Below are 14,512 nucleotides of genomic sequence, written 5' to 3'. Positions count from 1 at the left end.
CTCTGTTTAGCCGCCTTTGTGATTAGAATGCAAAAATAAGGCTGAGTTTCATGAATACAAGGAGCTTAAATGGGCACAACTGATTTTGGACAGGTTCTCACTGCCATGATCACCCCCTTCACTAGCGAAGGTGGAGTCAATTATGCACTAGCGGAGAAACTGGCTGCCCACTTAGCTGACAATGGAACAGATACTTTAGTCATCTGCGGTACAACCGGAGAATCGCCAACCTTAAGTTGGGATGAAGAATATAACTTATTTCAAGTAGTCCAGCAGGCCGTATCTGGCAAAGCTAAAATTATTGCCGGAACCGGATCTAACTCAACTCAAGAAGCCATTTCCGCAACCCAAAAAGCGAATAAGCTTGGCCTAGACGGTTCTCTTCAGGTTGTTCCTTATTACAACAAACCGCCTCAAGAGGGTTTGTATCAACACTTTAAGGAGGTAGCTCAAGCGGTTCCAGATCTTCCCCTCATGCTTTACAACATTCCGGGTCGAACTGGACAAACGCTGTTGCCGGAAACCGTTGCTCGCTTGGCAGACGTGCCTAATATTAATGCTATTAAGGAAGCTAGCGGCAGTTTAGAGCAAGTCAGTCAGATTAGACGGCTCACCCCTCCTGACTTTGCCATTTACTCAGGAGATGATGCACTAACCTTACCGATGCTATCGGTGGGTGGTACTGGCGTGGTCAGCGTTGCCAGTCATCTAGTGGGAAAACAAATGCAGCAGATGATTGCAGCCTTTAAACAAGGGCAAGTCGAGCAAGCCACCAAGATTCATCTCCAGCTTTTACCTTTGTTCAAAGGACTTTTTTTAACAACAAATCCAATTCCTGTAAAAGCCGCTTTGGCTTTACAAGGCTGGGATGTCGATTATCTTCGCTTACCCCTATGTTCAGCCTCAGCGGCTATCAAACAAGAATTACAAGCCATTCTGGAATCAATTGACTCTCAGTAAAAACTAATACAGCAAAGACTATTCTGCAAAAGCTAGCTGTGTGCCGAACTGTCCAGTCTTTTTCAGACAATTGAATAAATTTAATTCTGTTAGTAGCTATCAAGTTAGTCAGTTTGTTTAGCTAAAAGCGCTTTTGAAAGTATTAGCAGAAATACTTTCTGTTTACAGTCCGTATATTTTATCCGTTAGGAGTTTTATCCCTGAATGTTTACAGAGCAAACCAATTCCAATCAAGCGTTGAAGGTCATTCCGTTAGGAGGACTACACGAGATTGGTAAAAATACATGCGTCTTTGAAATCAATGACGAAATCATGTTGTTGGATGCGGGGCTAGCTTTCCCGACTGATGGTATGCACGGGGTCAACATTGTGCTGCCAGACGTCACTTATCTGCGTGAAAACAGCCACAAAATCAAGGGCATGATTGTAACGCATGGTCACGAAGACCATATTGGGGGGATTGCTTTTCATCTCAAGCAATTTGATATTCCCGTTATCTATGGCCCACGTCTAGCAATGGCATTGCTAGAGGGTAAGTTGGAAGAAGCAGGTGTTAGCGATCGCACAGAATTGCGTACCGTGCGTCCCCGTGAAATGGTTCGCATTGGCAAATCATTCATTGTTGAGTACATTCGCAATACTCACTCCATTGCCGATAGCTTTACAGTTGCTATTCATACTTCTGTAGGCGTTGTAATTCACAGTGGTGATTTTAAGGTTGACCACACGCCGATCGATGGAGAATTTTTTGACTTTCAAAAATTAGCAGAGCATGGTGAACGAGGCGTGCTTTGCCTGATTAGCGATTCTACCAATGCCGAAGTACCCGGCCATACGCCTTCAGAACGATCAGTTTATCCCAACCTAGATCGCACCTTTGCCCAAGCGGATGGTCGCCTCTTAGTGACCACTTTTGCCTCCTCGGTGCACCGGGTCAACATGATCTTGGATCTGGCTAAGAAGCACGACAGGGCAGTTTTTGTGGTGGGTCGCTCAATGCTCAATGTGATTGCCCATGCCCGCGCTTTAGGCTATATCAAGTGTGAAGATGATTTGTTCCAACCGCTCAAATCGCTTAGCCAATGGCCTGATCATAAAGTGCTGATTCTGACAACAGGTTCTCAAGGAGAACCCATGGCAGCCTTAACTCGGATTGCCAACGGTTCTCACCGTCAGATTAAAGTCAAACAAGGGGATACGGTCGTCTTTTCGGCTAACCCCATTCCTGGCAATACCATTGCCGTTGTCAGTACCATTGACAAACTGATGATGCAAGGCGCAAAAGTCGTCTACGGCAAAGACAAGGGTATTCATGTATCCGGCCATGGTGCTCAAGAAGATCAAAAGCTGATGTTGGCGCTAACGCGGCCTAAGTTTTTTCTTCCGGTACATGGTGAACACCGGATGCTAGTCAAGCATGCTGAAACTGCTCAGAGTATGGGCATTCCGGCAGAGAATATGGTGATTATCAACAACGGTGATATTGTTGAGATTGCGCAAGACCATATTCAAATTGTTGGTCAGGTACCTTCAGGCATTGAGCTAGTTGACTCGTCCCGTAATGGCTTAGTTGATCGAGACGTGCTCAAAGAGCGGCAACAACTGGCTGCTGATGGCATGGTGAGCGTGGCGGCGGCAGTCAATTGGAACGGGGAGCTAATTGCTAAACCAGCGGTGCATCTACGGGGTGTAGCCAACTCCACCGATCCAGAACGGCTTGGGCAGTCTATCCATCGTTTGATTGAAACGGCTTTAAGAGAGAGTTGGGCAGCAGTTTCAAGTCCTTCGCAAAACGGCCTGCCTCATGTAGATTGGCAGGAGCTACAGTATAGGCTGGAAGGAGAACTGCGGCGCTTCCTCAAGCGAGAGTTGCCCAAACGCTATCCGCTGGTAGTTTTTCTTTTACAGCAACCTGCTGACAGCATCAACAAGTTAGACCAGCCACAGCCAACCGTTGCTGTTTCATAGCTAACGTCTTGAACCTGTTGGGATAGGGGTCTTGCAGGCTGCGGTACCCCCCTAAAGACTCACTATCCCGATCGCGGTTCGACTGTTGTTTCAAATCTTAAAGATTGCCCCTCGCCGTTCGCTTCTAAAATTAGGCGTGCATTTTCAGGCAAATTATGCTAGAAAAAAGCCAGTCCTATGACTTTAGGGCTGCTCTAGCGTTATAATTCATTTCAACAGAAGCTAACGCTTAGATATAGCTTTGATACCCTGCGACTAGTGACTGGGAAGTGAAGAGCACTCGTATCTGAGGTCTTCTGTCAGAGTTTTGTTAAATTTTGGCATTAGTTTAACCTTTTTGGATTTTGCATGTAGCAATCGTGCCTTCTCTTTGCGGACTGGATGTCCTTCTGGCTGAGTTTACTAGTGCAGACCTGATTCTTCGTAGATCTCTTTCTGCGATCGCTTCAGGCCATTTTGTAGGAGCTGCTTTAAAGTCCTCCTACCCTCGATCAACCCGTATTTTTAGTCATACACCAGTCAATCCGTTGCAAGGAACTTTACTAATGCCGTAGCTGGTGACAGTATTTGAGGAAATTGAATGCCAAAGCAAATTATTATTGCTGAGCAGCATCGAATTGCTGCTGTATTTTCAGAAGATCAGATTCAAGAACTGATTGTTGCAACTGGTAGCCATCAAGTCAGCGATATCTATTTAGGTACTGTTGAGAATGTTTTGCCAGGAATTGACGCTGCTTTTGTCAATATCGGCGACAGTGAGCGTAACGGCTTTATGCATGTCACCGATTTAGGCCCTTTGCGACTAAAACGCTCAGCAGGCTCTATTACTGAGCTGGTTGCCCCCCAGCAAAAGGTACTGGTTCAAGTAATGAAAGAGCCGACAGGCAACAAAGGGCCTCGGCTGACGGGCAACATTACCTTACCAGGTCGCTATTTGGTTCTTATGCCTTTTGGTCGGGGTGTTAACTTATCCCGTCGCATCCGTAACGAAAATGAGCGGCATCGGCTCAGGGCACTCGCTATTTTGATCAAGCCCGCTGGCATGGGTTTATTGGTCAGAACCGAGGCTGAAGGTGTGGCTGAAGAAGCCATTATTGAAGATTTAGAATTTCTGCAGCGGCAATGGGAGAGTATCCAGCAAGAAGCCCTCTCTAGCCGTCCGCCCGCCTTACTCAACCGTGACGATGACTTTATTCAGCGAGTGCTCCGGGATGTGTTTAGCACAGATGTTAACCGGATTGTCACTGACTCCCATACAGGACTGAAGCGAGTTAAGCAGCACCTCGCCAACTGGAATGCCGGCAAATCACCGCAGGGGGTCTTGATTGACCACCACCGCGATCGCATCCCAATTTTAGAGTATTTTCGAGTTAACGCCGCTATTCGAGAAGCCTTAAAACCCAGAGTTGATCTGCCCTCAGGTGGTTACATTATCATTGAGCCGACTGAAGCTTTAACCGTTGTTGATGTCAACTCCGGCTCCTTTACCCGCTCAGCCACCGCTCGCGAAACCGTTTTGTGGACTAACTGTGAAGCTGCCGCCGAAATTGCTCGTCAGCTACGCCTTAGAAACGTGGCAGGCGTCATCATTGTAGATTTCATTGACATGGATTCTCGGCGCGATCAGCTACAGGTGCTAGAACACTTTAGCAAAGCGCTGCGAGCTGATAAGGCCAGACCTCAGATTTCGCAACTCTCTGAACTAGGCTTAGTAGAACTGACCCGTAAACGCCAGGGTCAAAACATTTACGAGCTTTTTAGCAGACCTTGCCCCACCTGTGATGGACTCGGCCACTTAGTTCATTTGCCAGGTGAAAAAGAAAAACACAGCGCTAATCCAGAAGTCGCAGAAACTTCTAGAGAGTACAAAAGCGTACCTTCGGTGCAAAGCAGTACCGCTACCTTACCAGCTCCCAAGCTAGATAGTAGGGCTGATGATTTGGAGCCTCACGCAGACCTGCAAGAGCTAGAGCTGATGAATCATCCTAGCTATCAAGAAAAGGGGGGAACAAAAGGCAACAATCGTCATCGGCGGCGGCGGCGGCCTGCGGACAGCCTGCCTAATCGCAACGCCCGCGAGTCGGAGCGCGAGGTTGAGCCAGTTGAAAACAAAAATATCGATGAGCAGCCAGAACTCGCAGAATCGAGCAAGCCTAGCAAAACCAAAAGTAACGGTCGCCACGAGCGTAAACAACCTGCCGAGGTCATTTCGGTTGAAATGACGCCAGAGGAGCAAAAAGTTTACGCAATGATGGGCATCTCGCCTTTGGTTTTAGCTAACCAAGACATTAAAGATCCTCGCTCTGCTATTATTTCGGTTGTCTTACCCGGTGAAAGAGCAACCACTTCAGAACCTAAACTCAAAGAACCGATAGACATGCCCAAAAGCGTAGCGGCTCCTAAAAAGAGTGTCGTTGCTAGCGCTGAGTCTGAGCCTATCCTCGCCACACAAGTTGCTGACGAGGAAGAGGCAGAAGCAGAAATGCCTGTCAGCGCAACAGGGACTGAAGATAATGACAGTGAAAACGAAAACGGGATTGTACGACGGCGACGGCGGCGACGCTCTTCAGCCGAAACAGCTACCGCTGAAGCTAACTAAGCCAATAATGGCTCCGTTTGAGGCTCCAAACGACCTATCGACTTCTCAAATTGCAGGCGTTGATGAAGTCGGTCGGGGTGCCTTATTTGGGCCTGTAGTAGCAGCGGCAGTGATTTTACCTAAAGACAGTTTGCAAGCTCTCAGTGAGGCAGGTGTTCAAGATAGCAAGCGTCTCTCACCGCAGCGGCGATCGCAGTTAGCTCAATTAATTTTGGCAACTGCGACTGATTGCAAAATTGGTTTTAGCACCGTTTACGAAATTGATCGGTTGAATATATTGCAGGCTACGCTGCTGGCGATGAAACGAGCTATTTTGAAGCTAACGCCATCGCCACAGCTTTGTCTCATTGATGGCAATCAGGCTATCCCCAACCTACCTTTTGCCCAAGAAACTTGGATCAAAGGCGATCAGCGATCAGTGGCGATCGCTGCAGCCAGTATTGTTGCCAAGGTTTGGCGAGATCAGCTAATCATACGCCTTGATCAGCGCTATCCCGGCTATGAGCTAAAATCTAACAAAGGTTACGGCAGTCATCAACACCGAGCCGCCTTACTCAAAATTGGCCCCAGCCGTCAACACCGCCAATCGTTTCGCCTTGGCCTGCAAAGCAACAACAGCATCTCTCAACCCTAATAAAGCCTTGCAGCAGAGGAGGTACGCGGCGCGCCTAGTATTCACCCATCAACCTAGCGGCTACAAACAGGGCTTTAGCTAGCTTCGGAATAAGCCTCAGCCGCAAGCTTTGAATCTACCCACTTTTCATAGTCTACTAATAACTGTTGAATCAAGCGCTGTTTGATAGTTGCTAAAATGCCGCGCAATAAGCGACTACCAGCAGACTCAACGAGGGGTTTGGGCGTCAGGCGTAGCGCTGGCGGTAGCTCAACTGCAACTGTTAGGTTAGCTTGACCGACTAAATAGGTTGCGGCATCGGTAGAGCGAGGTTCTAGCCATCCTTGAAGATTGAGATCAAATCTCTGGCTAATATATTGGCTGCCTTGAATTTCACAGCCTACAGAACGCAATCTCACGTTGCCTGTATCGCTGACGAGAACTTCCAAATCAACCACAGGCTGAATCCTCAGCACAAAAAACTTAAACGGCTGCAGGCTTAAGCGAAATCGATCAAAAGCCAAGCTTTCAACCTGGTCAGGGTTCATCAGAGCGTATACAAGCCGCTGAGGCTTTTGCAAATAGCGCTCAATCGCGATCGTCTTTTGAGGAACCGTAATGTTAACCGACTGCGCAGCCGAGAACTGGAGCATTTTCAACCAGGGGATAAGTCAGCGTCAGGTTAAGCTAATAAAAAGTTTTAATTTAACTTTGCTCAAACCTTTTGAAAGCTATCTTGCTTATTTTTTAAATTATCGCATTATGCTTGCTTAAGTAGCTAAGCACTTCTTACAGCAGTTATTAATATATGTCTCTTGATATGCCTCTTGTTATTGCCCACTTAGGCCCTCAAGGCACCTATTCAGAAGCAGCCGCTCTAGCTTATGCTAACTGGCTCAAGCAAACTCAAAATCTATCTGCTAGCTTGCGATCTTACCCCAGCATTACGCAAGCAATTAAAGCTACAGCGATGGCAGAGACTCATTTGGCAGTTGTACCGGTCGAAAATTCGATTGAAGGTGGGGTGACAGCTACCCTAGACAGCCTTTGGCAACTCGATGGCTTAAATATTCAAAAGGCGCTCGTCTTGCCTATCCTCAATGCTTGTCTTTCTAAAACTTCAGACTTTTCTCTCATTCAAAAAGTCTATTCACATCCTCAGGCTTTAGGACAGTGTCAGGGCTGGCTCGATCAATATTTACCCCAGGCGCAGCTCATACCCACGCGTTCAACTGTAGATGCGTTGCAGCATATTTCATCAGATTTACAGGCAGCAGCGATCGCGTCTCGCTGGGCAGCCCAGCTCTATAATTTGCCAGTTTTAGCCTGTCCCATTAACGATCATGCTGATAACTGTACTAAGTTTTGGGTCGTAGGGTTAGCTAGCTCACAACAAGGCACCCATACCTCAATCGCTTTCAGCTTACCCGTTAATGCCCCTGGTGCCTTGCTTAAAGCCTTGCAAATTTTTGCCAGTCAAAATATCAACCTAAGTCGAATTGAGTCTCGTCCAAGTAAGCGATCGCTAGGAGACTATGTCTTCTTTGCGGACTTAGAAGTAGACGCCAGCCCATCAAAAGTTCAGCAAGCTTTAGAAGATTTGAAAGGATGTACTGAAACGCTTAAAATTTTTGGCAGCTACGCCACCTTGCAAATCAGTGAGTCCGAAATTACGCCAAAATTGGAATAAGCAGCTTTAAGGTTAAGCAAACTATTTGCTGCCTCATTCCAGCACATCCTTTAGCGCTGTTCGAGCCGCTAAATGATTGCGAGTTGAAGTCAAAATTTCAACTTCTCGCTCCAAACGTCCGGCTGTATCTTGCATTTCTAAGAGAGACTGTTGCTCACTAGCAACACCGTAAAGATTGCCTGCGACCCAGTAAGATAGCTCTAAAGGCAGTTCTGGAATACTATCGGGTAACTCAATTTCCTGGCTAGTTAGTTTGGCAGACAGATGAACGACATCTCTCAGCAGCTGATCAACTTCAGAAGCCAGCGGGTAAAGATCTTTTTGAGACGGCTGATCTTCTATCCACTCAACTAAACCAACCCGATAAGGCTTCTCGCGAACATAGTCTAAAACTCGAAATCGCTGCTGGCCAATGGTTAAAATTTTCATCCGGTCATCTGGCAATCGCTGATAGTGAACGATTTCCGCACAGCAACCCACTTTAGCAGGTTGCCCGGTGGCCGGATCAATCATCAAAACTCCGAAGCGGCGATCTCCCTGTAAAATCGTATTCATCATGATACGATACCGAAATTCAAAGACGTGAAGAGGAAGGCGGCGACCCGGAAAAAGAACTAAGTCAGGAAGCGGGAAGAGAGGAAGTTCTCGAACAGCGATCGAGGATGAAGATGTCATTATTGGCTTTAAAGGCTAAAAAGCAGTGCTCTAAACGATGTCAAAAAAGTCTGGGTAAGCCAGTTTCTCTGCAGGTCTGGGTGGGTTGTACCCTATATATTTTATCGTATCTATTTCAGAGACTCGGAATCAGGCAAACGGGTAGATGAACCACTGCCTGTAAAGAGTACGCCGCTTTTATCTAAACCTGTAGGCTTATAAATACACCTTGGGCGATCTAAAGAGCTTTCTAAAGCAAATATAGCTATTGTCACTAGGTTGAGACGGTTATAGCTGCTGAAAGCTACCAACAGAAAACCTTTCATTCTGTCTTTTGCTTTTTGCCACAGCTAGATCCAACTTTTTAAAATCTATTGAGTAGCCGCTTAAATCCAGCTTCTCGCTACTTTTCTACGGTCTTCTGCTTGTACTTGAGCTAGTGTTCTATCCGCCATGGGTAGACAGAACGCTAGCCCTTTCTATGCTGTTGAGATGTGGCCGATAACCTTAAAGCTTCACCTCAATATCGACACCAGCAGGTAAGTCAAGCTTCATCAACGCGTCAATGGTTTTAGAAGAGGGCTGGTAAATGTCAATAATTCGACGATGAGTGCGAGTCTCAAAGTGTTCACGAGAATCTTTGTCTACGTGGGGCGATCGCAACACACAATAGATTCGTCGCTTAGTGGGTAATGGGATGGGGCCAATTGCAGTTGCATTGGTTCGATTGGCCGTATCGACAATTTTTTCGCAAGAAGTGTCCAGCAAACGCTGATCAAAAGCTTTGAGCCGAATACGAATTTTTTGCTGTTGAATCGTTGCCATTGCGCTACCGTTTTTCAGTTATCAAGGTTCAGAGGAAGAGCAGAGGTGGCTCAAGCCTGCTTGAGGGGTCTCAAGTAAAAAAGCCTCTACCCACAGAAAGAAAGGAAGTAACGCGCTCAAGCACGCTACTTCCTCAAAGAGAATCTCAAACGAGATTACTCAACGATTTTAGAAACAACACCAGCCCCTACCGTACGGCCACCTTCGCGGATAGCAAAGCGCATGCCCTGCTCAATGGCAACTGGGTTGATCAGCTCTACATTCATTTTGATGCGATCGCCGGGCATAACCATCTCAGCCGTACTGCCATCATCAGCAGTAAAGCTTTCAATTTTGCCCGTTACATCAGTCGTTCGCACATAAAACTGAGGCTTATAGCCAGGGAAGAAAGGCGTATGACGACCCCCTTCCTCTTTTTTGAGAATGTAAACTTCAGATTCAAACTTAGTGTGAGGCGTAATGCTACCAGGCTTGGCTAACACCATACCGCGCTCGATATCAGCTTTTTGAATCCCTCGCAAAAGCACGCCTACGTTGTCACCCGCCTGACCTTCATCCAGAACTTTCTGGAACATCTCAACACCCGTTACCGTCGTGCTGCGAGTATCACGAATGCCGACTAGCTCAACCGTTTCGCCTACTTTGACCTTACCGCGCTCAATCCGGCCTGTGGCAACCGTACCCCGACCTGTGATGGAAAAGACATCCTCAACCGCCATCAAGAAAGGCTTGTCGATATCGCGCTCAGGCGTGGGAATGTAATCATCTACTTGATCCATTAAAGACAAAACCTTGTCTACCCACTCGTTGTCGCCTCGGCTAATCTTGGGATCGCTGGTGAGCGCTTCGACAGCCATTAAAGCTGAACCTGCCGTAATCGGGATGTCGTCTCCGGGAAAGTCATAAGAGCTTAGCAACTCGCGAACCTCAAGTTCAACGAGTTCTAGCAATTCTTCGTCATCTACCTGATCTTGCTTATTCAGGAAAACGACGATGCTAGGTACACCTACCTGCTTGGCTAAAAGAATGTGTTCCCGCGTTTGGGGCATTGGGCCATCGGCTGCAGAAACGACCAGAATGGCACCGTCCATCTGGGCCGCACCCGTGATCATGTTTTTAACGTAATCTGCGTGACCCGGACAGTCTACGTGAGCGTAGTGACGACTTTCAGTCTCATACTCAACGTGAGCGGTATTGATCGTAATACCCCGAGCCTTTTCTTCAGGTGCAGCATCAATCTCGTCATACTTACGAGCTTTTGCACCCCCAGCAGCCGCTAAAGCCATTGTAATAGCAGCTGTTAGCGTTGTCTTACCGTGGTCAACGTGACCAATGGTGCCGATGTTGACATGAGGTTTGGTTCTTTCAAACTTTGCGCGTGCCATGAGTGTACGTATCCCTACCTATCTATGCGTTCCCTTTACTTTTAGCGATAATTACTTCAGCGACGTTACGCGGTACTTCGTCGTAACTACTGAACTCCATTGAAAATATGCCGCGACCCTGCGTCTTAGAGCGGATGTCGGTAGCATAACCAAACATCTCAGCCAGAGGAACCTTGGCGGTGACCTTGGCGAGACCTTCTTCAGAGCCCATGCCCTCGATTTGGCCTCGACGAGAGTTAAGGTCGCCCATAACGTCTCCCAAAAATTCTTCAGGAACTTCAACCTCAACCTTCATCTTAGGCTCAAGGAGAACAGGATTGGCCTTGATGACGGCATCCTTAATAGCCATAGAGCCAGCTATCTTAAAAGCCATCTCGGAAGAATCTACTTCGTGGTATGACCCATCCACAAGAGTGGCCTTTAAATCGATCACTGGATACCCAGCTAGGATACCAGATTCACAAGCCTCTTTCATGCCCTGCTCAACAGGAGCAATGTACTCTTTGGGAATGACACCACCCACAATTTTAGAGACAAACTCGAAACCACTGCCAGGATCACTTGGCTCTAGCTCGATCACGACATGACCATACTGCCCTTTACCTCCGCTTTGCCGAACAAACTTACCTTCCGTTTTCACTGACTTGCGAATAGTTTCTCGATAGGCAACTTGAGGAGCCCCAATGTTAGCCTCGACCTTAAACTCCCGCAACATCCGATCCACCAAAATTTCCAGATGCAACTCACCCATTCCGGCAATAACCGTTTGGTTGGTTTCTGGATCAATACTGACGCGGAAGGTAGGATCTTCGTCGGATAAAGCTTGTAGAGCCTTAGACAGCTTTTCCATATCCTGCTTGGTTTTTGGCTCAATCGCCACAGAAATTACAGGCTCAGGAATATATAGCGACTCTAAAACAACAGGATTACTTTCACTGGAAATGGTGTCCCCTGTGGTTGTGACTTTTAAGCCTAAAGCAGCTCCTAAATCACCAGAACGTAATTCGTCTACTTCAATACGTTCATCTGCTTTGAGGACAATTAGGCGAGAAATTCGCTCTTTCTGCCCTTTGGTAGCGTTGTAGACGTAGCTCCCTTTGGTCAAGATCCCTGAGTAAACCCTAACAAAAGTTAGCCGACCATAGGGGTCAGACATAACTTTAAAGGCGAGTGCAGCTAACGGTTCATCATCGTCGGCATGCCGCACAGCTGTTTCTCCATTAGGCAAAATGCCCTGAATGGGAGGAACTTCTGTAGGAGCAGGCAGATAGTCAACCACAGCGTCTAGCAGCAACTGCACGCCTTTGTTCTTAAAGGCAGAGCCACACAACATGGGGACGATAGTCCCCTTGAGGGTTCCTTGCCGCAGTGCAGAAACAATCTCTGTTTCGGTTAGGGCTTCTTCCTCAAGGTACTTCATCATCAAGTCGTCGTTTGTCTCAGAAACTGCCTCTACCAGCAGCTTGCGAAACTCTTCAGCTTGCGCTTTAACTTCACTTGGAATCTCAGTTTCTTCCATATCAACCCCCAAATCGTCGTTGTAGATTCGAGCTCGCATCCGAACCAAATCAACGACTCCTCGGAAGTTATCTTCACTGCCAATGGGGAGCTGAATCGGCACCGCATTGGCCCGTAGACGATCGCGTACCTGATCGTAAACTTTGAGAAAGTTCGCACCAGTCCGATCCATCTTGTTGACAAAGATGATCCGAGGAACTTTGTAACGATCTGCCTGACGCCAAACCGTTTCTGTTTGTGGCTGGACACCACCCACTGAGCAAAGCACCGTGATCACACCATCTAATACCCGCATAGAACGCTCCACCTCTATGGTGAAATCTACGTGCCCAGGTGTGTCGATGATGTTGATCTGATGATCTTTCCAGCTCGTGCTAATCGCAGCAGCCGTAATCGTAATTCCCCGTTCGCGTTCCTGCTCCATCCAATCGGTGACCGCACTGCCTTCATGCACTTCACCGATTTTATGAATGATGCCGGAGTAAAACAGAATTCGCTCTGTTGTGGTGGTCTTGCCAGCGTCAATATGCGCGGCAATGCCAATATTTCTGACTCGCTCAAGTGGGGTCTTACGTGCCACAGCTACCTCCTTGATACCTCGTCGCAGAACAAGCATTCATGATCTGCGACCTTTGTTTAAGATTCTATACGCTGGAATCTAGTTGCAACAACGTTCTGGCTTAGTAGCGATAGTGTGCAAATGCTTTGTTGGCTTCAGCCATACGGTGCGTTTCTTCCCGTTTGCGAACAGCACTTCCGGTTTCGTTAGCCGCATCCATCAGTTCGTTGGCCAGCTTGGTAGCCATACTACGACCAGAGCGCTGACGAGAAAACTGGGTCAGCCATCTCAGCGCCAAGGCTGTGCCTCTTTCGGGGCGAACTTCCATCGGTACCTGATACGTGGCTCCGCCGACTCGACGGGCTTTAACCTCTACTAGAGGCGTAGTATTTCTGACAGCCGTTTCGAACACTTCTAGGGGGTCGCCGTTTGTTCTGTCTTCAATGACTTTAAAGGCATTGTAAATCAGACGATTAGCAAGCGACTTTTTACCACTACGCATGACTCGGCGCGCCATCATACTAACTAAGCGGCTGTTATAAACCGGATCGGGGGGAACGGGACGTTTCTGGGCCGTGGAACGACGAGACATAAAACAACCTTAAAAGCAACAAATTCTTCTCAGACAATAAGAAAGGCTGAAGCAAAAGTGCTAAAACCTGGAAAGTAAACCCTTAATCGACCCAAAACCGAAAGAACTCTTCATCCATCTGCGGTCGTGCCGATTTTGGCATCGACTTCAACCCTTCTCAACGTTTTGGACTGGTCTAGTCAGCTATTTTTGGCAAACTCCAGCGTTTGAGAAATCACGCATCAGCGATCGCTTTCACTCTTTTCACTCTATTTAGGCTTCTTAGCCCCGTATTTCGAGCGTCCTTGCTTTCTATCTTTCACACCCGCTGTGTCGAGCGTACCGCGAATGATGTGATAGCGAACCCCAGGAAGGTCTTTAACTCGACCCCCTCGAATCATAACGACAGAGTGTTCCTGCAAGTTGTGCCCAATTCCTGGAATGTAAGCAGTGACCTCAAATCCAGAAGTCAGACGCACCCTGGCAACTTTGCGAAGGGCTGAATTAGGTTTCTTCGGTGTAGTGGTATAAACTCGGGTACAAACCCCCCGACGTTGCGGACAGCTTTTGAGAGCTGGGGATTTAGTCTTTTTCTTAGCTTTTTGACGTTCGCTGCGAATCAGCTGTTGAATCGTGGGCATAAATCGCGAGAATGAAGTACTCTTTCGGCTTAAGTTTTCACAAGCTCTAATAGTACCTTTTTGGAAATCAAATTGTCAATATTGATTTGCAGCAGCCGTCTTCAATTGGGAAAGCAGTTTTTGCGAATAAAGTCGCTTTTCCGTGGCACAGCTTTAGCCAACCACGCCCATTGAGAAAGAATGGCCGCAACCACAATGTTCAGCCGCATTGGGATTGTGGAATCGAAAGCCACCACCCATCAAGTCTTCTGAGTAGTCAATTACCAAACCTTCTAAATAACCCAGGTGCTGAGTATTGACAACGAGTTTGATGTTGTGGACGACATAGACAACGTCTTCCTCAGCGATCGCGGCAGCTTGACTAAAATCCAGCGTGTAGTACCACTGAGAACATCCGCCTGGTTCGAACCCAACTCGGCAACTAGCATCTAGAAGATGAGATTGAGAGCGCAAGCGGCTGATTTCTTTGGCAGCGGCAGGACTTAGATGAATCATGGAATGAGAGGTCTACTTTTTTGTATTCTCAAAA

Annotated in this window: 13 protein-coding genes; 5 read left to right on the top strand and 8 right to left on the bottom strand. The window is 47.4% G+C overall.

Features of this window, described 5'->3' with window-relative positions:
- Nucleotides 1-69: 69 nt before the first annotated feature.
- The 4 genes from dapA (at nt 70) to ACTS3T_RS00845 (ending at nt 6,161) form a co-directional block, all read left to right on the top strand.
- Nucleotides 70-960, top strand: coding sequence for a 4-hydroxy-tetrahydrodipicolinate synthase (dapA, locus tag ACTS3T_RS00860; protein ID WP_377965367.1), 891 nt, complete (start codon nt 70-72; stop codon nt 958-960).
- 204 nt (nt 961-1,164) lie between these two features.
- Nucleotides 1,165-2,928, top strand: a complete 1,764-nt coding sequence (locus tag ACTS3T_RS00855) for a ribonuclease J (protein WP_377965369.1) — start codon at nt 1,165-1,167, stop codon at nt 2,926-2,928.
- Nucleotides 2,929-3,508: 580 nt separating this feature from the next.
- Nucleotides 3,509-5,527 (top strand): ribonuclease E, encoded by a 2,019-nt coding sequence (gene rne / locus ACTS3T_RS00850; RefSeq protein ID WP_462934622.1) that lies wholly within the window; start codon nt 3,509-3,511, stop codon nt 5,525-5,527.
- A 7-nt stretch (nt 5,528-5,534) separates the two neighbouring features.
- Nucleotides 5,535-6,161 carry a ribonuclease HII gene (locus ACTS3T_RS00845; protein WP_377965385.1) on the top strand — a complete coding sequence of 209 codons (627 nt, stop codon included), beginning with the start codon at nt 5,535-5,537 and terminating at the stop codon, nt 6,159-6,161.
- Between the two features lie 74 nt (nt 6,162-6,235).
- Here the strand turns inward: ACTS3T_RS00845 and ACTS3T_RS00840 are convergent, their stop codons facing one another.
- Nucleotides 6,236-6,793 carry a DUF1997 domain-containing protein gene (locus ACTS3T_RS00840; RefSeq protein ID WP_377965387.1) on the bottom strand — a complete coding sequence of 186 codons (558 nt, stop codon included), beginning with the start codon at nt 6,791-6,793 and terminating at the stop codon, nt 6,236-6,238.
- Nucleotides 6,794-6,960: 167 nt separating this feature from the next.
- Between ACTS3T_RS00840 and pheA the strand changes: the two genes are divergently transcribed.
- Entirely contained in the window at nt 6,961-7,830 is an 870-nt protein-coding gene (gene pheA, locus ACTS3T_RS00835; RefSeq protein ID WP_377965389.1) for a prephenate dehydratase, read from the top strand.
- A 33-nt stretch (nt 7,831-7,863) separates the two neighbouring features.
- Here the strand turns inward: pheA and ACTS3T_RS00830 are convergent, their stop codons facing one another.
- The 7 genes from ACTS3T_RS00830 to ACTS3T_RS00800 form a co-directional block, all read right to left on the bottom strand.
- Complete coding sequence (locus ACTS3T_RS00830; protein ID WP_377965391.1) at nt 7,864-8,505, bottom strand: LON peptidase substrate-binding domain-containing protein; 642 nt, start codon at nt 8,503-8,505, stop codon at nt 7,864-7,866.
- Nucleotides 8,506-8,991: 486 nt separating this feature from the next.
- Nucleotides 8,992-9,309 (bottom strand): 30S ribosomal protein S10, encoded by a 318-nt coding sequence (gene rpsJ / locus ACTS3T_RS00825; RefSeq protein ID WP_346291064.1) that lies wholly within the window; start codon nt 9,307-9,309, stop codon nt 8,992-8,994.
- Between the two features lie 155 nt (nt 9,310-9,464).
- Nucleotides 9,465-10,694 carry an elongation factor Tu gene (tuf, locus tag ACTS3T_RS00820; RefSeq protein ID WP_377965393.1) on the bottom strand — a complete coding sequence of 410 codons (1,230 nt, stop codon included), beginning with the start codon at nt 10,692-10,694 and terminating at the stop codon, nt 9,465-9,467.
- Nucleotides 10,695-10,716: 22 nt separating this feature from the next.
- A complete protein-coding gene (gene fusA / locus ACTS3T_RS00815; protein WP_377965395.1) occupies nt 10,717-12,792 on the bottom strand; it encodes an elongation factor G in 2,076 nt (691 codons plus the stop codon).
- A gap of 100 nt (nt 12,793-12,892) precedes the next feature.
- Entirely contained in the window at nt 12,893-13,363 is a 471-nt protein-coding gene (gene rpsG, locus ACTS3T_RS00810; protein WP_377965397.1) for a 30S ribosomal protein S7, read from the bottom strand.
- A 248-nt stretch (nt 13,364-13,611) separates the two neighbouring features.
- Nucleotides 13,612-13,983, bottom strand: coding sequence for a 30S ribosomal protein S12 (rpsL, locus tag ACTS3T_RS00805; protein ID WP_377965399.1), 372 nt, complete (start codon nt 13,981-13,983; stop codon nt 13,612-13,614).
- A gap of 153 nt (nt 13,984-14,136) precedes the next feature.
- Nucleotides 14,137-14,478 (bottom strand): HesB/IscA family protein, encoded by a 342-nt coding sequence (locus ACTS3T_RS00800; protein WP_377965401.1) that lies wholly within the window; start codon nt 14,476-14,478, stop codon nt 14,137-14,139.
- Nucleotides 14,479-14,512: the final 34 nt, after the last annotated feature.

It is taken from the genome of Almyronema sp., assembly GCF_052168255.1.
GTDB classification, from domain to species: domain Bacteria; phylum Cyanobacteriota; class Cyanobacteriia; order Phormidesmidales; family Phormidesmidaceae; genus Sphaerothrix; species Sphaerothrix epifaneia.
This window is presented reverse-complemented; position numbering and strand designations above follow the sequence as displayed.